The sequence below is a fragment of the Photorhabdus temperata genome (assembly GCF_025384845.1).
Taxonomy (GTDB): Bacteria; Pseudomonadota; Gammaproteobacteria; order Enterobacterales; family Enterobacteriaceae; genus Photorhabdus; species Photorhabdus temperata.
The window spans coordinates 1-23,488 of sequence record NZ_JAJAFX010000030.1; the positions used below are offsets into that span (position 1 = coordinate 1).

At 52.7% G+C, this 23,488-nt stretch carries 2 protein-coding genes; both read left to right on the forward strand.

Going from position 1 to position 23,488, the window contains the following annotated elements:
* Positions 1–2,562, forward strand: a 2,562-nt coding sequence (locus tag LGZ99_RS13100; RefSeq protein ID WP_262979179.1) for a non-ribosomal peptide synthetase, incomplete at its 5' end; no start/stop codon positions are given.
* A gap of 1,283 nt (positions 2,563–3,845) precedes the next feature.
* Positions 3,846–23,339: a photoditritide non-ribosomal peptide synthetase gene (gene pdtS, locus LGZ99_RS13105; RefSeq protein WP_262979180.1), complete on the forward strand. Its 19,494-nt coding sequence runs from the start codon at positions 3,846–3,848 to the stop codon at positions 23,337–23,339.
* Positions 23,340–23,488 lie beyond the last annotated feature (149 nt).

Sequence of the window (23,488 nt, forward strand, 5' to 3'; positions counted from 1 at the left end):
AAGGCACCGAATGCAACCGCACTTGTGTGTGGGGCTGAGACGCTGAGCTATGCTGAACTGAACAGGCGGGCAAACCGGTTGGCCCATGAGCTTATTGCACAGGGCGTGATACCGGAGCAACGTGTTGCGCTTTGTGTCTCCCGTTCTGCGTCGATGATGATAGGGTTGCTGGCTATATTGAAGGCCGGAGGTGCTTACGTCCCGCTTGATCCTGCCTATTCGAGTGACCGTTTGAGGGGGATTTTAAGTGATGCCACTCCGGTCATGGTGGTGGCGGATGCGGTGGGGCGTACGGCTTTGGGTCAGGATGTACTGAAAGGGCTGAAGGTGTTAGAGCCGGATACGGATGGGGAACAACCGGACAGCAACCCGCAGGGATTATCACTGCATTCAAGACAGCTGGCCTATGTGATTTATACCTCAGGTACCACCGGTATGCCCAAAGGGGTGATGGTGGAACATCGTGGCGTCATAAATTTGGCAATCGACCATATTGATCGCCTGGGTGTTAAACCGGATAGCCGGGTTTTGCAATTTGCCTCCATTAGTTTTGACGCCAGCGTTGCGGACATTATGATGGCCTATGGCGCGGGCGCCGCCCTCCATATTCTGGCAGACGATATCCGCTATGACAGGAATGCCTTGTGGAATTATCTGGATGAACAGCGTATTACTCATCTGACTTTGCCGCCTGCCGTCCTTCAGAATGCTCACGAACTGCCCCCGTTACAAACGCATTTAACCTTGATATTTGCAGGGGAGGCGCTGGGTTCTGCGTTATTGCAATCGTTAGCCGGCAGGTATAACACCTTTAATATTTATGGCCCGACCGAAGCCACCGTTGCGGTCATGGCATGGCATTGTCCACCCGATTATCAGGGGGAGGAGATCCCTATCGGCCGTCCAATAAACAATACACGTATCTACCTGCTTGATGCGCAGGGTCAGCCAGTGCCGCGGGGCGCGGTGGGTGAACTCTATATCGGGGGGGCGGGTGTCGCCCGTGGTTATCTGAACAGGCCGGATCTGACCGCAGAGCGTTTCCTGGATGACCCATTCTCAGTGATGCCGGGTGCCCGTATGTATCGGACAGGTGACCTTGCCCGTTATTTGTCGGAGGGTAACCTGGTTTATGTGGGGCGCAATGATCAGCAGGTGAAAATCCGGGGATTCCGTATAGAACCCGGAGAGATAGAAGCGCGTCTGATGGAATACCCTGCCGTTCGGGAGTCACTGGTGGTCACTGATGGTAAAGGGGAGGATAAGCGTCTGGTCGCTTATGTGGTCGCGGATGATGAGGAAGGACTGGCTCAACATTTGCGTTCGCATCTGTCAACTCGATTACCTGAATATATGATACCGTCGGCGTTTGTCCGGCTGGGTGCTTTCCCGTTGACCCGGAACGGTAAATTGGATCGCCGGACATTACCCGCACCGGACGAAAAAGCGGTTGCCCGTCAGATTTACGCCGCACCGCGAGGAGAAACAGAAATCGCATTGGCGGACATCTGGCGTGAATTGCTGGGGATTGAACAGGTCAGCCGGCATGACAACTTCTTCGCTCTGGGCGGCCATTCACTGCTTGCCATTCGAATGGTCAATCTTATCGCCGGTCAGGGTTTGATTTGTACCTTGAACGCCTTGTTCCAATTCCCTGTGTTGTCTGAACTGGCAGCAAAAATCACCTCAGATTTGCTGTCTCAGCCGCAGACCAGCGCCATACCGGTGCGACCGGGTGGAACGGCGCTGCCATTGTTCTTTGTGCCCAGTGGAATGGAAGACTATTCCTATGTTTACGGGCTGGCTCAACATATCCGGTCAGACTATCCGGTTTATACGCTGCCCTGGCCGTCCATCAGTGAAGAACCGATGGCGACGATGAAAGAGCATGCGGCCAGAATGATCAACTTGATGAAAGCGGTTCAACCGGCAGGCCCGTACCGGATAGCGGGTTACTCTTCCGGCGGCATATTGGCTTATGCCATTGCCCAGTGGCTTTTACATGCCGGGGAGGAGGTTAACTTCCTGGGATTGATTGATACGCCGGCTCCTCATGATGTCAGTGAGGAGCCTGTGCAACTCAACCATCTGTTCTTTGCTGTGTTAATAAAGCAGTTTGGGGGGGAACACACAGAAGAGATTGCGGCATTGTACCGGCGAATTGATGAGCTGAATTTGGTGCAGTTTATTGAAGCGGCACAGGAATTGGCGTTATATCCCGCCAGTCTTCGCCCTGATTTAGTCGCCAAACGTTGGGAGCAGGGAGAGCATTATATACAAATAGTCGAAGAGTATGAGCCGCAGGCATTAGCGGTAACGCTGCATCAGTTTTATGCGATGGAACCTTGTCCGCCTAATCCTTTTGTTGCGGATGAAGAACCGAAATCTTTAACTATGGACCCATCGTTAGGCTGGGCACAGATAATGCCTGACTCTTTACTTCAGTTGATTGCTGTTCCAGGTAACCATGCGAGTTTGATGGAGAATAAGGAACATAGAATCGCTTTAGCTCAGGCTCTGAATAGGGTGTTGGCAATGCATTGTGATGGGGAGGCGCTGTAATACTGACACATTAATCAATATAGAATAATTTGATGTTGATGTATGATCCGGTATATATTTTTATACCGGATCATTTTTATATTAAAAAAATAATAAAACGGATAATTTTATTAATAATTTTCTTAATTACATTTCTCCGTTATTGTTTTTGTTCCCTATTATGTGATCTAAGTCGGGTTTTATTATTAATTTTATTCTATTTTTTTGATTTTCTGGGTATTTTAATCCTGTATTTGGTTGTGGAGTCATTGTTGAAAATGTTTTTTTGATAAACAATAGCCGAAGTTTTGATAATGTGTTTTCTGGTGGTGATATAGGCTGATTTAATCAGTTTTGATTTCATTACCTCACTTTTTTTTATACCCAATAGATTTCAAGTTGCAGCGCGGCGGCAAGTGAACGCATCCCCAGGAGCATAGATAACTATGTGACTGGGGTAAGTGAACGCAGCTAACAAAGCAGCAACTTGAAAGATGAAGGGTATATATTGTTTTTATTTTAAATGACTCGTGATAATAGGAATGAAAGAACGGTAAGGGACAGTCTCAATGTATGTGTTAATCGGTGTCTTTAAACTGTGTTCCTGCTTGCGCCACGGTGCAGTTCAATATCGCAGGATGTTCGGAAAATCACATCAAAGAACGATCTTTCTGTAATTTTTATCTTTTTAATCAATATCATAAACAATTAATAATTATTCCTGTCACATTATTTTATTGCGGGGTAATATGTGGTGTAGTTAATTGTAAATTTTAATTATTTCTTGGTATTATTGGATTAAATAACATTTCTATTCGCAATGCGACTTGGTTTTTATAAAACAATATGTAATGAGGTGAGGTAGTGCCGGTCTGTTTGTCGTATTCACGTTATTGGTGATTCTTTTGTTGTTAAATTTAAATGAGATTGTTTTTGATCTGAAATTATATTTTTGCTTAATATGATAATGAATTCATTGGATGGGTTAATCTTTAATTATTTAATTTGATGTCAGTCAATGAAAATTGTAGAAAATTAATTAAATTTATCTAAAAAACAGGAGTGGAAATGGAATAGCTTATTCTGGATCATAAAGTGAATGATTTATTCCGTTATCAGGGTAATTAGTATCGTAGTGTTTTAATGATACGGCTATTAACCGGGTTATGGCATCCAGTATCTGATTATCTTGAATTGATATCGGATGTGCCGGTTTTTATTTCCTGAAGGTAAGAAGAAAATATTGGTGATGGCTGTCAGGAATGACAGTTTTCAAATTCTTAACAGATTCGTTGAGGTCGTAAATGAAAGATAGCATTGCTGAAGCAGGAAGTGCTCTTAGCGCTGAATTCCTCTCTCAGACGTCAGAATACATAACCAACACAAATGACACCTCACCACAGACTCAAAATACACATCATATCCCCCAGGCGCTCATACCCAGTGAATCATTTTGGTATGAACGCCTTGCTGCTTTGCAACCGCTCCAGTTACCTTTCGAGACCGCCGCAGAGCAAGCGGAGCCCAAATGGGCCATGAGTCTTTGGCAGTCCTCGTTGCCGAAAAACGGAGAAGAGGAGCCATTGCGGACATTATTACAGGCATTCGCTATCTATCTTGCGCGCTTGACCCAGCAGACTGAATTCCAAATCGGTTGGGGCGTGAAGGCAAACGATAATCTGGCCGATCTGGCGCCTATGGTGCCGATGACCATTGAGGTGGCGTTTGATAAGCCGTGGAGAGCGGTAGCTGATTGGATTGATAACGAACTTGTCCAGTTGATGCGGCACTGGACATTTAGTCGCGATCTTTTCATCCGTTTTCCTTCATTGCAGGCTATTCCGGCGTTGGCGACCCGCCGGCCGTGGCAGATCGCCGTCTCGGTGATACAAGATGACACACCGTGTGATCATAAGGTATCTGGTGAATTGCTGACGCTCCAGGTGAATGCACAGGGCGGTTTTCGCTGGGTATACGATACAAACCGTTTGAGCGCGGAAGTGGTTCAACGGATGAGTGAACATTTACAGATGCTGGCATTGTCGAAAAGGAACGGTGATGGCATCCCTGTCGGGCAACTGAATTTGTTGTCCGAGGCTGAACGCAGGTTGTTGCTGGAAACCCGGAATGCCACGGAAACTCCGTATCCTGACCCGTTATGTATTCATCAGTTATTTGAGCAACAGGCAGCGCAATCCCCAGGCGCTATTGCGCTGGTGTATCAAGAGCAGATGCTCAGTTATGCGGAATTAAATGCCAGCGCCAACCGCCTGGCCCATCAATTGATGGCGTTGGGTGTTACCCCCGACCAGCCGGTGGTGATTTGCGTGGCCCGCTCTCCGGCGATGGTGGTGGCGCTGTTAGCCGTGCTGAAAGCCGGCGGCGCTTATGTGCCGCTGGACTCAACCTATCCGCAGGAACGTCTGGCGTATATCCTGAATGATACGGCGCCGTCGGTTGTATTGGCTGATGTGGCCGGTCGGGCGGTGCTGGGCGAAGAAGTGTTGACCGGGTTGACGGTACTGGACCCAAATACGCAGCCAGACCGGCCGGACAACAATCCGCAGGTTCCGGCGTTGACGCCTCAGCATCTGGCTTATGTGATTTACACCTCCGGCTCAACCGGGCAGCCGAAGGGGGTAATGGTAGAGCATCAGGCGATATATCAACGGTATCTGGGTTTTAATGAGACTTATGCTGTCACCGCGCAAGACCGGGTACTGCAATTTGCCGCGTTTGCCTTTGATGTGTCAGTGGAAGATTTCTTCTCGTCGTTATGCAACGGGGCTACGTTGGTTCTTCGCGATGACAGTTGGTTGGCGTCGGTGGCGGAATTTATTGCCTTAGCCCGGCAATATCGTATTACGGTAATGTCACTGCCGACCTTATTCTGGTCTGAACTGGCGGCCAGAGACAATGGATTACCGCTGCCGGATTGCCTCCGGCTGATCATCATTGGCGGTGAGGCGGTGAAAAAGAACGCCGTTCAGGATTGGTTTACTCATGAAACCCACCGGCCCCGGCTGTTGAACGGTTATGGCCCGACTGAAAATGTCGTGACGGCGACTTATAAGGATGTTCTATCCCCGGACGATGCCCGTTCTATCGGTCGGCCAGCCAAAAATGCCCGCATTTACCTGCTGGATCAATATAGTCAACCCGTGCCATTAGGCTGCGTGGGTGAAATGTATATTGGCGGCGTCGGAGTGGCGCGCGGTTATCTGAACCGGCCGGAACTGAGTGCAGAACGTTTTATACTAGATCCTTTTAGCCCGGAACCCGGTGCGCGGATGTATCGTTCCGGGGATTTGGCCCGCTACCTGCCGGATGGTGACCTGGAATTCATTGGTCGTAACGACCAGCAGGTTAAAATTCGGGGTTTCCGGGTTGAACTGGGGGAAATTGAAACCCGGTTGGTGGAACACCCAGCGGTGCAAGAGGCCGCGGTGCTGGCGCTGGATGATGGACAGAGCAAACGATTGGTCGCTTATGTGGCAGCGCAAGTGCAGGAGGGATTGGCAGCCCGTTTACGTGAATACCTGAGGGCCATTTTACCTGACTATATGATACCGGTGGCCTTTGTGCGTCTGGAGACTTTCCCACAAACTCCGAATGGTAAGCTGGATCGCCGGGCATTACCGGCGCCGGGCGAGGATGATTTTGTCCGTCAGATTTATGAGGCCCCGCAAGGGGAAGCAGAGATAGCCCTGGCTGCTCTCTGGCGTGAGTTATTGGGCATTGAGCAGATAAGCCGGCATGACAGCTTCTTTGCCTTGGGCGGCCATTCACTACTTGGCGTGCAGATGATTGAACGTCTGCGTCACCAGGGATTGACACTGACGGCGCGTGATCTGTTCCAGTCGCCGGTGCTGTCAGACCTGGCGCAAACATTGGGGCGCAGCCGGGCGGTGATGGTGCCGCCTAATGTGATTACGCCAGCTACCACGGCGTTAACACCAGCGATGTTGCCGCTGATTGATCTGACTCAACCGGAGATTGACCGTATCGTTGAACAGGTGCCGGGCGGAATCGATAATATTCAGGATATCTATGCCTTGTCACCGTTGCAGGATGGCATTTTGTTTCATCATCTGCTGGAGAGCGAAGGCGACCCGTATCTGGTGCTCTATCCGGTGGCTTTTGCAAACCGCGCTTTGCTGGACCGTTATCTGGCGGCAGTGCAGCAGGTGGTTGATCGCCATGACATCCTGCGTACTTCTTTTCTTTGGGAAGGATTGTCTGGGCCAGCGCAGGTTGTCTGGCGTCAGGCGACCTTACCGGTGACTGAACTGACGTTGAACCCAGCTGACGGCTCTGTTATTGACCAGTTAACCCGGCGTTTTGATCCGGGCCAGTATCGTCTTGATCTGAGTCAGGCCCCGCTATTGCATTTTGTCATCGCTCAGGAAACTGACGGTCGCTGGTTCTTATTGGAATTGCATCATCACTTGATCGGCGACCATGAAACGGTGGAAGTGATGAAACACGAAGTTCAAGCCTATTTTTCCGGGCAAGAGGAGAACCTGCCTGACCCGGTGCCGTTCCGCAATCTGGTAGCGCAGGCCCGGCTGGGAATGAATCAGGCCGCGCATACCCGTTTCTTTACCGACATGTTAGCGGAGGTGGATGAGCCGACGTTGCCGTTCGGGCTGGTGAATGTGCATCACAATGGATCTCAGGAGATGGAATCCTACCGGATGCTGACGGCCGGGTTGAATGACCGCCTGCGTTATCAGGCCCGGAATTTGGGTGTCAGTCTGGCGGCGTTGTGTCATCTGGCCTGGGCACAGGTATTGTCGCGTACCAGTGGGCAGGAGAAAGTGGTGTTCGGCACCGTGCTATTTGGGCGCATGGCGGCGGGAGAAGGGGCTGACAATGGAATGGGGTTGTTTATTAATACTCTGCCGTTGCGGTTGGATATCGATGATACCCCGGTACGGGACAGTGTGCGGGAGGTACATCTGCGGCTGGCTGGGTTGCTGGAGCATGAGCATGCCTCACTGGCGCTGGCTCAACAGTGCAGCGGGGTTGCCAGCGGTACGCCACTCTTTAGTGCCTTGTTGAACTACCGGCATAATGAGCAGCCGGATCCGCTGGATGAAACGATGGCCGGGATTGAATTCCTGGGCGAACAGGAGCGGACCAACTATCCGTTTGTGCTGTCGGTAGAGGACGGGGGCGCCACGTTGGGGCTGACCGCTAATGTGGTGCAGCCGTTTGATCCGGACAGGATATGCGATTATATGCAGCAGGCGTTGGAAAGTCTGGTGGAAGCTTTGGAGCAGGCCTCAGAGACCCCGGTACGAACGCTGAATATCCTGCCGGAAACGGAACGCACGCTGTTGCTGGAAACCTGGAATACCACGGAAACCCGGTACCCTGATCCGCTATGTATTCATCAACTGTTTGAGCAACAGGCGGAGCAAAATCCGCATGCCACAGCACTGGTGTATCAGGAACAGACGCTTAGTTATGCCGAATTAAATGCTGGCGCCAACCGCCTGGCCCATCAACTGATTGCGCTGGGTGTCACACCCGACCAGCGGGTGGCAATTTGTGTGGCGCGTTCCCCGGCGATGGTGGTGGCGTTGTTAGCTGTACTGAAAGCCGGCAGCGCTTATGTGCCGCTGGACTCAACCTATCCGCAGGAACGTCTGGCATATATCCTGAATGATACAGCGCCGTCGGTGGTATTGGCTGATGTGACAGGTCGGGCGGTGTTGGGCGAGGACGCGCTGACCTGGTTGACGGTACTGGACCCAAATACGCAGCCAGACCAGCCGGACAACAACCCGCAGGTGCCGGCGTTGACGCCCCAGCATCTGGCGTATGTCATCTATACCTCCGGCTCAACCGGACAGCCTAAAGGGGTGATGGTAGAACATCAGGCAATTTATCAACGTTATCTGGGCTTTAATGATACCTATGCTGTCACCGCACAAGACCGGGTGTTGCAATTCGCCGCGTTTGCTTTTGATGTTTCAGTGGAAGATTTCTTCTCGTCACTATGTAACGGGGCTACGTTGGTGATGCGGGATGACAGTTGGTTGGCGTCGGTGGCGGAATTTATTGCTTTAACCCGGCAATATCGTATTACGGTGATGTCACTACCGACCTTGTTCTGGTCTGAACTGGCGGCCAGAGACAACGGATTACTGCTGCCGGATTGCCTCCGGCTTATCATCATTGGCGGTGAAGCGGTGAAAAAGAACGCCGTTCAGGACTGGTTTACTCATGAAACCCACCGGCCCCGGCTGTTGAACGGTTATGGCCCGACTGAAAATGTTGTGACGGTGACTTATAAGGATGTGTTATCCCCGGAAGATGCCCGTTCTATCGGCCGGCCAGCGAAAAATGCCCGCATCTACCTGCTGGATAAATATGGTCAACCGGTACCCACAGGCTGTGTTGGCGAAATGTATATTGGCGGCGTCGGGGTAGCGCGCGGTTATCTTAACCAGCCGGAACTGAGCGCAGAACGTTTTATGCCGGATCCTTTTAGCCCGGTAGCCGGTGCGCGGATGTATCGCTCTGGGGATTTGGCCCGCTATCTGCCGGACGGTGACCTGGAGTTCTTGGGCCGTAACGACCAGCAGGTAAAAATCCGTGGCTTCCGTGTTGAGCTGGGGGAAATTGAAACCCGGCTGGTGGAACACCCTGCGGTGCAGGAAGCTGTGGTGCTGACGCTGGATGAAGGACGGGATAGACGGCTGGTCGCCTATGTGGTGTCGGAGGAGGAGGGATTAGCTGCTCGTTTGCGCGAACACCTGAGTGCCGTTTTACCCGACTATATGGTCCCGGCGGCATTTGTGCGTCTGGAGTCCTTCCCGCAGACCCCGAATGGCAAGCTGGATCACCGGGCATTACCGGCACCGGGGGAGGAGGCATTTGCCCGTCAGATTTATGAAGCTCCGCAGGGAGAGACTGAGATTGCCCTGGCGGCTATCTGGTGTGAGTTATTGGGCATTGATCAAATCAGCCGACATGACAGCTTCTTTGCTCTGGGCGGCCATTCATTGCTCGCGGTGCGGATGATTGAACGCCTGCGTCACCAGGGATTGACACTGGCGGCGCGTGATCTGTTCCAGTCGCCGGTATTGTCGGCACTGGCGCAAACATTGGGACAGCATCAGGCTGTGAGGGTGCCGGCCAATGTGATTACGCCGGCCACCACGGCGTTAACACCGGCGATGTTGCCGCTGATTGATCTGACTCAGGCGGAGATTGACCGTATCGTTGAACAGGTACCGGGCGGGATGGCGAATATTCAGGATATCTATGCGCTGTCGCCGTTACAGGACGGCATTTTATTCCACCACTTACTGGCAAACGAAGGTGATCCCTATTTGTTAGCCAGCCAGATGGTTTTTGCTGACCGGACTCTGCTGGATCGTTATCTGGCGGCGGTGCAACAGGTGGTTGATCGCCATGATATTTTGCGTACCGCGTTTATTTGGGAAGGATTGTCTGTACCGGCTCAGGTGGTCTGGCGCCGGGCTCCGTTGTCAGTCACTGAATTGACGTTGGACTCGGTTGATGGGCCGGTTGGTGATCAACTGGCGCAACGTTTTAATCCCCGTCATTGTCGTATTGATTTGGGTCAGGCCCCTCTGCTGCGTTTTGTCGTGGCACAGGAGACCGATGGCCGCTGGTTTTTACTGGAGTTGCAACATCACTTGCTTGGCGACTATACCACAATGAAAGTGATGAACCGTGAAGTGCAGGCGTATTTTTTCATACAGGAAGATTGTCTGCCTGACCCGGTGCCATTCCGCAATCTGGTGGCGGAGGCCCGGCTGGGGGTGAGTCAGGCAGCGCATAGCCGTTTCTTTACCGACATGTTAGCGGAGGTGGATGAACCCACGTTGCCATTCGGGCTGACGGAGGTGCATCTTGATGGATCTCAGGAGACGGCATCCCACCGGATGCTGACGACTGGGTTGAATGACCGTCTTCGCCATCAGGCCCGGCGTTCGGGTGTCAGTCTGGCGGCGCTGTGTCATCTGGCCTGGGCACAAGTATTGTCTCGAACCAGCGGGCAGGAGAAAGTGGTGTTCGGCACTGTGCTGTTTGGACGCATGGCGGCAGGTGAAGGCGCCGGCAATGGCATGGGATTGTTTATCAATACCCTGCCGCTGCGGCTGGATATCGATGATACCCCGGTACGGGACAGTGTGCGGGCGGTACATTTGCGGCTGGCTGGGTTGCTGGCCCATGAACATGCCTCACTGGCGCTGGCCCAGCGGTGCAGTGGGGTTGCCAGTGGTACGCCTCTCTTTAGTGCTTTGTTGAATTACCGGCATAGTGATCAGCCGGTGACGTCGGATAAAACGATGGAGGGTATCGAATTCCTGAGTGAACAGGAGCGCACTAATTACCCCTTTGGGTTGTCGGTGGAGGATGGTGGCGCCACGCTGGAGCTGATCGCTCATGTAGTGCAGCCGTTTGATCCGGACAGGATATGCGGATACATGCAACAGGCGCTGGAGAGTTTGGTTGAGGCGCTGGAACAGGCCCCGGAGACGCCGATCCGGGCACTGAACATTCTGCCTGAAACGGAGTGTACGTTGTTGTTAAGGACCTGGAATGCGACGGAAACTGCGTATCCTGACCAGTTGTGTATTCATCAATTGTTTGAACAGCAAGTAGAAGAAAACCCGGACGCTACGGCTCTGGTGTATGAAGACCAGACTGTCAGCTATGCGGAATTAAATGCCCGGGTTAACCGGCTGGCGCATCAACTGATTGCGCTGGGTGTCGTACCGGATCAGCGGGTAGCGATTTGCGTGCCTCGCTCACCCGCGATGATAGTGGGACTGTTGGCGGTTTTGAAAGCTGGAGGCGCTTATGTGCCGCTGGACCCTGCCTATTCTGGTGAGCGTCTGGCGCATATTTTGATTGATGCCGCGCCGGCTATTGTGCTGGCGGATAATATCGGACGGGAGGCATTGGGTGAGGAGGCGCTTTCGGGATTGACCGTACTCGATCCGAATATCCTGTCAGAACGACCGGACAGTAACCCGCAGATACCGACATTGACTTCACAGCATCTGGCGTATGTGATTTATACCTCTGGCTCGACTGGTATGCCAAAAGGGGTGATGGTGGAGCATCGTAGTGTGGTCAATCTGGCTTTGGCGCAAATTACCCGGTTTGATGTGAGGGTAACCAGCCGGATATTGCAGTTTGCTTCCTTTAGTTTTGATGCCAGTGTCTCGGAAATGATGACCGCGCTGAGTGGTGGGGCCAGTCTGGTTATTCCTGCCGACACGGTTCGTCAGGATCCATTACGTCTTTGGCATTATCTGGAAGAACGTAGGGTGACACATGCTTTCCTGACTCCAGCTTTGCTTCGAGAAGGGGCTGATTTACCGGCGCTAACGATAAAACCGACATTGATACTGGCGGGTGAAGCACCCAGCGCGGCGCTGCTTCAGGTGTTGTGTGGCCGGGTAAATCTGTTCAATGACTATGGCCCGACAGAAATCACAGTTTGCGCTACAACTTGGCGTTGTCAGTCAGACCATATGGAGACAGGGGTTTCTATCGGGCGTCCGACGGCCAACACGCGGATCTATCTGCTGGATGATCATGGTCAACCGGTGCCATTAGGCTGCGTGGGTGAAATGTATATTGGTGGCGTCGGGGTGGCGCGGGGTTATCTGAACCAGCCTGAATTGACAGCTGAACGTTTCCTGACTGATCCATTTAGTTATAAAGCGGATGCGCGGATGTACCGCACCGGGGATTTAGCCCGTTACCTGCCGGACGGTAATCTGGAGTTTGTTGGCCGTAATGACCAACAGGTTAAAATCCGGGGATTCCGGATTGAACCGGGAGAAATCGAAGCACGGCTAACAGCGCACCCGGCGGTACGTGAAGCTCTGGTATTAGCGCTGAGTAACGGTCAGGGCAAACGGCTGATTGCTTATGTGGTGGCGCGCGAGGATCAGGGGCTGGTTAACAGCCTGCGTGCCCACCTGAGTGCCGTATTGCCTGACTATATGGTGCCGGAGGCTTTTGTTCGTTTGGAGTCCTTCCCGTTAACCCCGAATGGCAAGCTGGATCGCCGGGCATTACCGGCGCCAGGTGAAGGGGCGTTTGCCCGTCAGGTCTATGAAGCCCCGCAAGGGAAGAGAGAAACGATGCTGGCGGCTGTCTGGTGTGAGTTGCTGGGCATTGAGCAGATCAGCCGGCATGACAGCTTCTTTGCGCTGGGTGGTCATTCATTACTCGCTGTGAGTATGATTGAACGATTGCGGCGTATTGGTCTGGGTTTATCGGTACAAACATTATTCCAACATCCAGTACTCTGTGTTCTGGCACAATCCCTGATGCAGCATGATGAAATTCAGGTGCCTGACAACGGTATTACACCGAATACAGTGGCGTTGACGCCGGATCTGTTACCGTTAATTGACCTGACTCAGCCGGAGATTGATTGCATCGTCGGTCTGGTGCCGGGTGGGATCGCTAATATTCAGGATATCTATGCGCTGTCGCCGTTGCAGGATGGTATTTTGTTCCACCATCTGCTGGAGAATGAATATGATCCGTATCTGTCGATCAGTCAGATGGCTTTTGCTGACCGGACTCTGTTGGATCGTTATTTAGCGGCGGTGCAACGGGTGATTGATCGGCACGACATTTTACGTACTGCCTTTATCTGGCAAGGATTGTCGGTCCCGGCGCAGGTAGTTTGGCGTCAGGCTCAATTATCCGTTACTGAACTGACACTGGATCCGGCCGACGGCCCGATTAGTGGCCAGTTAACCGGGCATTTTAACCCACGTCATCATCGTCTCGATTTGGGCCGGGCGCCTTTGCTGCACTTTGTGATTGCGCAGGAAGGCGCAGAGGGGCGTTGGATCCTGCTGGAATATCAGCATCATCTGATCGGTGACCATACGACGCTGGAAGTGATGAACCGTGAAGTACAGGCGTATCTTACGGGCCAGGGGGACAGCCTGCCTGCGCCGGTACCGTTCCGCAATTTAGTGGCTCATGCCCGATTGGGTATCAGTCAGGAAGCGCATACCCGTTTCTTTACCGACATGTTAGCGGAGGTGGATGAACCGACGCTATCATTCGGGTTGACGGAAGTACACAACAATGGTTCACAGGTGACGGAATCCTATCGGATGTTGACGTCTGAGTTGAATCACCGTTTACGTCGTCAGGCCCGGAGTCTGGGGGTCAGTTTAGCATCGCTGTGTCATCTGGCCTGGGCGCAAGTATTATCGCGCACCAGCGGTCAGGAAAAAGTGGTGTTCGGCACCGTGCTGTTTGGGCGCATGGCGGCGGGTGAAGGTGCGGACAATGGCATGGGGTTGTTTATTAATACTCTGCCATTGCGGTTGGATATGGATGAAACCCCGGTACGGGACAGCGTACAGGCCGCTCATACCCGGTTAGCGGGATTGTTGGGGCATGAACATGCTTCACTGGCGCAGGTTCAACATTGCAGTGGGGTTGCCAGTGGGATACCGCTGTTCAATGCATTACTGAACTACCGGCACAATTTGCCGCCGGACGCTGCGGATGAACTTATCAGTGGCATTGAATTCTTGGGCGGACAGGAGCGGACCAGCTATCCATTTGCCCTGTCAGTGGAAGATTTTGGTAACGCTCTGGGCCTGACTGCGCAAATTGTCCAGCCGTTTGATCCGGAACGGATATGTGGGTATATGCAGCAAGCGCTGGAGAGTTTGGTCGAGGCACTGGAGCAGGCCCCGGAAACGCCGGTACGGCAGTTGGAAATTTTGCCGGCAGCGGAGCGTACATTGTTGCTGAAGACCTGGAATGCCACTGAAACTGTGTATCCTGAGGCGTTGTGTATCCATCAGTTGTTTGAACAGCAGGTGGAGAAAACCCCGGATGCGGTGGCTCTGAGGTATCAAGAGCAAACGCTCAGTTATGCGGAACTGAATGCCCGCGCTAATCAACTGGCCCATCAACTGATGATGCAGGGGATCGCACCGGACCAGCGAGTGGTGATTTGCGTGTCACGTTCCCTGGCGATGGTGGTGGGGGTGTTGTCAATATTGAAAGCCGGTGGCGCTTATGTGCCATTGGATCCGGCTTATCCGGGTGAACGTCTGGCGCATATCCTGAATGATGCCGCGCCGGCTATTGTGCTGGCAGATAATATCGGACGGGAGGTATTGGGTGAGGAGACGCTTTCGGGGCTGACTGTACTCGACCCGAATATCCTGCCTGAGCAACCGGACAGTAACCCGCAGATAACCGCATTGACTTCACAGCATCTGGCGTATGTGATTTACACTTCCGGCTCCACCGGCACCCCAAAAGGGGTGATGGTTGAACATCGTGGGCTTGTCAACTTGACTCTGGATAAAATTGCTCAGTTTGGCATTGGCGCTGATAGCCGGATATTGCAGTTTATCTCATTGGGATTTGATGTCAGTGTCCAGGAAATTATGATGGCGTTGGCTGGTGGGGCGACTTTGGTTATCCCCGCAGATACAGTCCGTCAGGACCTAAACCGCTTCTGGCATTATCTGGAGGAACAGGCAATAACGCATGCCTGCTTGACTCCGGCTTTGCTCCAGGACGGTGCAGGTTTGCCGGTGATGACGATAAAACCAACGTTGATATTGGGCGGAGAGGCTCCCAGTACCGCGTTGTTTCAGGCTCTGAGTGACCGGGTAACGCTATTCAATGATTACGGTCCGACGGAAATCACGGTGTGTGCTACTAGTTGGCGTTGCCCGTCAGACTATTCGGGTGAGCTGGTTTCTATTGGCCGACCGACGGCCAACACACGGCTTTATTTGTTGGATGCTGATGGTCAGCCGGTGCCGTTAGGGGCTGTGGGGGAACTGTATATTGGCGGGGTTGGTGTGGCGCGGGGTTATCTTAATCACGCTGAATTAACCGCTGAATGTTTCTTGGCTGACCCGTTTAGTCCTGCATTGGATGCGCGGATGTACCGAACCGGGGATTTAGCCCGTTACTTGCCGGATGGCAATCTGGTGTATGTTGGCCGTAACGATCAACAGGTGAAAATTCGTGGTTTCCGGATTGAACCGGGGGAAATTGAGACGCGCCTGGCAGCACACCCGGCGGTGCGTGAGGTGATGGTACTGGCGCTGGGTGACGGGCAGGATAAGCGTTTGATCGCCTATGTAGCAGCGGAAGCGCAGGAGGGGCTGGTTAACAGTTTGCGTGTCCACCTGAGTGCCATTTTGCCTGACTATATGGTACCGGCAGCCTTTGTCCGTTTGGATGCTTTCCCGTTGACCCCGAATGGCAAGCTGGATCGCCGGGCATTACCGGCGCCAGATGAGGAGGCGTTTGCCCGTCAGGTCTATGAAGCCCCGCAAGGGAAGAGAGAAACGATGCTGGCGGCTGTCTGGTGTGAGTTGCTGGGCATTGAGCAGATCAGCCGGCATGACAGCTTCTTTGCCTTGGGCGGCCATTCACTGCTCGTTGTACGGATGATTGAACGATTGCGGCGTATCGGTCTGGGTATATCGGTACAAACCCTGTTCCAGCATCCAACCCTCTGTGTTCTGGCTCAGTCTCTGGTTCAGCATGATGAAATTCAGGTGCCTGAAAACCGTATTACACCGGATACGGTGGCATTGACCCCGGACTTGTTGCCATTGATTGACCTGACCCAGTCTGAGATTGATCGAATCATTGGGCTGGTGCCCGGGGGGATCGCTAATATTCAGGATATCTACGCGTTGTCGCCGTTGCAGGATGGGATTTTGTTTCATCATCTGTTGGCAAATGAAGGTGACCCGTATCTGTCGATTAGTCAGATGGCTTTTACTGATCGGACGCTGTTGGATAATTATTTAGCGGCAGTCCAACGGATAATTGATCGGCACGACATTTTACGTACTGCCTTTATCTGGCAAGGATTGTCAGTGCCAGTTCAGGTGGTTTGGCGTCAGGCCCAATTGCCAGTCACTGAATTGACGCTGGATCTGGCTGATGGGCCGATAAGTGACCAGTTAGCCGAGCGTTTTAATCCGCGTCATCATCGTCTCGATTTAGGCCGGGCGCCTTTGTTGCATTTTGTGATTGCGCAGGAAGGCGCAGAAGGTCGCTGGATCCTGCTGGAATATCAGCATCATTTGACTGGTGACCATACCACGCTGGAAGTGATGAACCGCGAAGTACAGGCGTATCTTACCGGTCAGGAAGACAGCCTGCCGGCGCCGGCGCCGTTTCGCAATCTGGTGGCGCAGGCCCGGTTGGGTGTGAGTCAGGAAGCGCATGCCCGCTTCTTTACCGATATGCTGGCAGAGGTGGATGAGCCCACACTGCCGTTCGGCCTGACGGAGGTGCATCGTGATGGTTCGCAGGTGGTGGAATTTCGCCGGATGCTGACGGGCACACTGAATGACCGTTTGCGTAGTCAGGCCCGGCGTTTAGGTGTCAGTTTGGCTTCGCTGTGTCATCTGGCCTGGGCGCAGGTCCTGTCGCGTACCAGCGGTCAGGAAAAAGTGGTGTTCGGCACAGTGCTGTTTGGACGGATGCAGGCGGGAGACGGCGCTGACAGTGGCATGGGGTTGTTTATCAATACGCTGCCGTTGCGGCTGGATGTTGATGATACCCCGGTACGCGACAGTGTGCAGGCCGCCCATACCCGACTCGCCGGATTATTAGCACATGAGCACGCTTCATTGGCGCTGGCCCAGCGTTGCAGCGGTGTGCGGGGTGATATCTCACTCTTTAATAGTCTGTTGAATTATCGGCATAATAGCCAACTGGAGACGTCGGATGAACTTATCAGCGGTACTGAATTTATTGGCGGACAGGAGCGGACCAACTATCCGTTAGCGTTATCGGTAGAGGATTTTGGTGAAGCACTGGGTTTGACGGCTCAAATTGTTCAACCGTTTGATCCGGACAGGATATGCGGGTACATGCAGCAGGCGCTGGAGAGTTTGGTTGAGGCGCTGGAACAGGCCCCGGAGACGCCGGTACGAGCACTGAACATCCTGCCTGAAACGGAGTGTACGTTGCTGTTAAAAACCTGGAATGCGACGGAAACCGCGTATCCTGAGCAGCTATGTATTCATCAGTTATTTGAACAGCAAGTGGAGGAAAACCCGGACGCTATAGCTCTGGTATATGAAGACCAGACCGTCAGCTATGCAGAATTGAATGCCCGGGCTAACCGGCTGGCGTATCAACTGATTGCGCTGGGTGTCGTACCGGATCAGCAGGTGGCGATTTGCGTGTCTCGCTCACCCGCGATGATAGTGGGGTTGTTGGCAGTTTTGAAAGCTGGTGGCGCTTATGTGCCGTTGGATCCCGCTTATCCGAGCGAGCGTCTGGCGCATATTTTAATTGATGCCGCGCCGGCTATTGTGCTGGCGGATAATATCGGACGGGAGGCATTGGGTGAGGAGGCGCTTTCGGGATTGATCGTACTCGACCCGAATATTCTGTTTGACCGGCCAGACAGTAACCCGCAGATACCGGCATTGACTTCACAGCATCTGGCGTATGTGATTTATACCTCTGGCTCGACTGGTATGCCAAAAGGGGTAATGGTGGAGCATCGTAGTGTGGTCAATCTGGCTTTGGCGCAAATTACCCGGTTTGATGTGAGGGTGACTAGCCGGATATTGCAGTTTGCTTCCTTTAGTTTTGATGCCAGTGTCTCGGAAATGATGACCGCGCTGAGTCGTGGGGCCAGTCTGGTTATTCCTGACAACACGGTTCGTCAGGATCCATTACGTCTTTGGCATTACTTGGAAGAACGGAGGGTGACGCATGCTTTCCTGACCCCAGCTTTGCTTCAGGACGGCGCTGATTTACCGGCGTTAACGATAAAACCGACATTGATACTGGCGGGTGAAGCACCCAGTACGGCGCTGCTTCGGGTGTTGTATGGCCGGGTAAATCTGTTCAATGACTATGGCCCGACAGAAATCACAGTTTGCGCTACAACTTGGCATTGTCTGTCAGACCATATGAAAACCGGGGTTTCTATCGGGCGTCCGACGGCCAACACGCGGATCTATCTGCTGGATGATCATGGTCAACCGGTGCCATTAGGCTGCGTGGGTGAAATATATATTGGTGGCGTCGGGGTGGCGCGGGGTTATCTGAACCGTCCTGAATTGACTGCTGAACGTTTCCTGACTGATCCATTTAGTCATAAAGCGGATGAGCGGATGTACCGCACCGGGGATTTAGCCTGTTACCTGCCGGACGGTAATCTGATATTTGTTGGCCGTAATGACCAACAGGTTAAAATCCGGGGATTCCGGATTGAGCCGGGGGAAATCGAGACACATTTAACTGAACACCTGGCGGTGAGTGACGCGCGGGTGTTGGCGTTGGGTGATGGGCTGAATAAACGACTGGTTGCCTATGTGGCGGCACCCGAGGATGAGGGGCTGGTTAACAGCCTGCGTGCTCACCTGAGTGTCGTTTTGCCTGACTATATGGTGCCGGCAGCCTTTGTTCGTTTGGATACCTTCCCGTTAACTCCGAATGGCAAGCTGGATCGCCGGGCATTACCGGCGCCAGGAGAGGAGGCCTTTGCCCGTCAGGTCTATGAGGCCCCGCAAGGGGAAGCTGAAATTGCGCTGGCGGCTATCTGGTGTGAAGTCCTGGGGATAGAACGAATCAGCCGGCATGATAACTTCTTTGCGCTGGGTGGTCATTCGCTGTTGGCGGTGCGGATGATGAACCGGATAGCGGCGTTAGGTTTCGAACTGCCACTGAGTACGTTGTTTGAAGCTCCGGTGTTAATCGCCTTTGCTGAGGCAATGTGTGCTCGGTTTGATGAACAGGGCAGGATTTTACCCGCCATTCTGCCGATATCCCGTGAGGGAGCGTTGCCGTTGTCATTCGCTCAACAGCGTCTGTGGCTTCTTGCCCAGTTTGAGGGGGGCAGTGATACCTATCATATCCCGATGGCACTGCGCTTATGTGGTCAGTTGGATATTGTTGCCTGGCAGCAGGCGCTCGACACGTTGTTTGCTCGTCATGAAGCGTTACGTTCCGTCTTCGTCTCCGTTGACGGTCAGCCACAAGTACAACTGTTAGCTGCGGACAGAGGGTTACCGTTGTTTCAGTATGACCTGCGTGGGATAGCGGATGCCGAAACTGTGCTTGAACATCTGAGCACCGAAGCCCGCACGTCATTTGATCTCAGTCATGGCCCGCTTATCCGTGCTTCGCTTATCCGGCTCACGGATGAGGAATACCGGTTCCTGCTTACCCAGCATCACATTGTGTCAGACGGCTGGTCTGTAGGTGTGCTGATAAGTGAATTGAGCACGCTCTATACGGCATTTCTGACCGGGCAACCGGATCCATTGTCACCGTTGGCGATTCAATATCCTGATTACGCCGCCTGGCAGCGTCAGTGGCTATCGGCTGAACGGGTTCAGGCCCAATCGAACTATTGGCGTACGATGCTGGCTGACGCACCCGTGTTGCTTGATTTACCAATTGATCGGCCACGTCCGCCTCAGCAGTCGTTTGCGGGGCATGTAGTGTTCATCGATTTGGATGCGGAATTAACGGCATCTCTTAATCGTCTGAGCGAACAGCAGGGCGTCACGTTATTTATGACCTTGTTGTCAGCTTGGGCGACGGTTCTGTCACGCCTGTCAGGTCAGGAGGATGTCGTTATCGGCACCTCAAGTGCGGGCCGCAGTCGCCAGGAAGTGGAATCCCTGATTGGCTTCTTTGTGAATACGCTGGCCTTGCGGATTGATTTATCGGGTGCGCCGAATGTGGCTGAGTTGCTTACGCGTGTGCGGCAAACCGCATTGGCAGCACAGGCGTATCAGGACCTGCCGTTTGAACAGGTGGTGGAAATTGTACAGCCGCCGCGCAGACTGGCGCATGCCCCGCTGTTCCAGGTGATGTTTGTCTGGCAGAACAATGAGAGCTCGGAATGGGAACTACCCGAGTTGTCTGTTTCACCTGTTGATCCCGTTTTTGACATAGCCAAGTTTGATCTGGAACTGGAACTGTCTGAGGAAAATGGCAGGATTGTGGGAGCGTTGAGTTATGCCACAGCCTTGTTTGATCAACAGACAATCGAGCGCTATGTGGGGTATTTGCACACGGTACTGCAAGCGATGGTGGATGATTCTCAACAGCGGATTGGGGAAATTGATATTCTGACCCCGGCGGAGCGTACGTTGTTGTTAAAAACCTGGAATGCGACGGAAACCGCGTATCCTGAGCAGTTATGCATTCATCAATTGTTCGAGTGTCAGGCGGAGAAAAACCCTGATGTCACGGCTCTGGTGTATGAGGATCAGACGCTCAGTTATGCGGAACTGAATGCTTGCGCCAATCGCCTGGCCCATCAACTGATGGTGTTGGGTGTGGGACCCGACCAGCCGGTAGCGATTTGTGTGGCACGTTCACCGGCAATGGTGGTGGGGTTGTTGGCGGTATTGAAAGCCGGTGGAGCCTATGTACCGCTGGACCCGGCCTATCCGGGTGAGCGTTTGGCGCATATTCTGCTTGATGCCGCGCCGGCTATTTTACTGGCGGATAACGCCGGACGTACGGCGTTGGGTGAGAAAGTGCTTGCGAACCTGACGGTGCTTGACCCGAATTCACTGCCGGACCAGCCGGACAGTAACCCGCAGGTCCCTGCATTGACGGCACGGCATCTGGCTTATGTAATTTACACCTCCGGCTCGACCGGTAGGCCGAAAGGGGTGATGGTGGAGCATCGGGGCGTGGTTAACCTGGCGCTGGCGCAAATTACCCGGTTTGACGTGAGTGTAACCAGTCGGGTATTGCAGTTTGCTTCTTTTAGTTTTGATGCCAGTGTCTCGGAAATGATGACCGCGCTAAGTGGTGGGGCCAGTCTGGTGATTCCTGCCGACACGGTTCGACAGGACCCAGTACGCCTTTGGCATTATCTGGAAGAACAGAAGATGACGCATGTTTTACTGACTCCCGCTTTGCTCCAGGAAGGGAGCGATTTACCGGCGCTAACGATAAAGCCAACCTTGGTACTGGGTGGTGAAACCCCCAGCGCAGCGCTGCTTCAGGTGTTGTGCAGCCGGGTAAATCTGTTCAATGATTATGGCCCGACAGAAATCACGGTGTGCGCCACTACCTGGCATTGTCCGTCAGACTATACGGAAACAGGCGGGTCTATCGGGCGCCCGACAGCCAACACGCAGGTTTATCTGCTGGATGCTTATGGTCAGCCAGTGCCTTTGGGGGTTGTCGGAGAGCTGTATATCGGTGGTGTGGGTGTGACGCGGGGTTATCTGAACCGCCCTGAGCTGACGGCTGAACGTTTTCTGACAGATCCGTTTAGCGATGTTCCGGGGGCGCGCATGTATCGTACCGGGGATTTGGCCCGTTATCTGCCGGATGGCAATCTGGTGTTTGTTGGCCGTAATGACCAGCAGGTTAAAATCCGCGGTTTCCGTATTGAACTGGGAGAAATCGAAGCACGTTTGATTGAACACCCAGTGGTGAGTGAAGCGCGGGTATTGGCGTTGGGTGATGGGCTGGATAAACATCTGGTTGCCTATGTGGTGGTGCCGGCCAATGATAGGCTGGTTAACCGTTTGCGTGAATACCTGAGTGCTTTGCTGCCGGATTATATGGTGCCGGGCGCTTTTGTGCGTTTGGATGCCTTCCCGCTGACCCCGAACGGTAAGCTGGATCGTCAGGCATTACCTGCCCCGGACGAAAAAGCGGTTGCCCGTCAGGTTTACGCCGCACCGCATGGGGAAACAGAAACTGCATTGGCAGCGATTTGGTGCGAATTGCTGGGGGTTGAGCAGGTTAGCCGGCATGACAATTTCTTCGCATTGGGTGGTCATTCACTGCTTGCCATACGAATGGTAAATCTTGCCGCCGGTCAGGGCTTGATTTGTACATTGAATGCTCTATTTCAATGTCCTGTGTTGTTCGAATTGGCTGCAAAAATCACTTCAGATTTGCTGTCTCAGTCGCAAAGCGTCGCCATACCGGTGCGATCTGAGGGAACAGGGTTGCCATTGTTCTTTGTGCCCAGTGGAATGGAAGACTATTCCTATGTCTTCGGGCTGGCTCAACATATCCGGTCAGGTTATCCGATTTATACGGTGTCTTGGTCATCCATCAATGAAGAAGCGGTACCGACGATGGAAGAGCAGGCGGTCAGAATGATCGGCTTGATGAAAGCGGTGCAACCGGCAGGTCCGTATCGGATATGTGGTTACTCTTCCGGCGGTATATTGGCTCATGCTATAGCTCAGGGGCTTTTACATGCCGGTGAAGCGGTGAGCTTCTTGGGGTTGATTGATACTCCGACTCCTCATTATTTAGAAGAGCAGCCTATGCGATCCAAGCATCTATTCTTGGCTGAATTGGACAGGCAGTCAGGGGAGGAGTGCACAGAAGAGGTCGCGATATTGCACCGGCGAATTGATGAGTTGAATTTGGTGCAATTTATTGAAGCGGCGCAAGAATTAGCGTTATATCCCGCCAATCTGCGCGCTGATTTAATCGCAAAAAGTTGGGAACAGTTAGAGAACTATGCGCAAATGGCCAAAGATTATAAGCCACAGGTATTAACGGTAACGCTGCATCAGTTTTATGCGATGGAACCTCCCACTCCTACCCCTTTTGTTTCGGATGAAGAACCGAAGCCTTTAACCATAGACCCATCGTTAGGTTGGGCACAGATAATGCCGGACTCTTTGCTTCAGTTAATTGCTGTTCCGGGTAACCATACTAGTTTAATGGAGAATAAGGAACATCGAATTGCTTTAGCTCAGGCCCTGAATAGCGCATTGGCGATCAGTTGTGATGAGGAGACACTATAATACTGATATATTAAGAAATATTGAATAATTTAACGTTGATGTGATAATCCGGTATACATTGTTTATACCGGATTGTTTCTATGTTAAAACAGAATGAGGAAAGGAATCATTCCCATAAATAATTGTCTTCGGATAGTCTCTTATCTGTT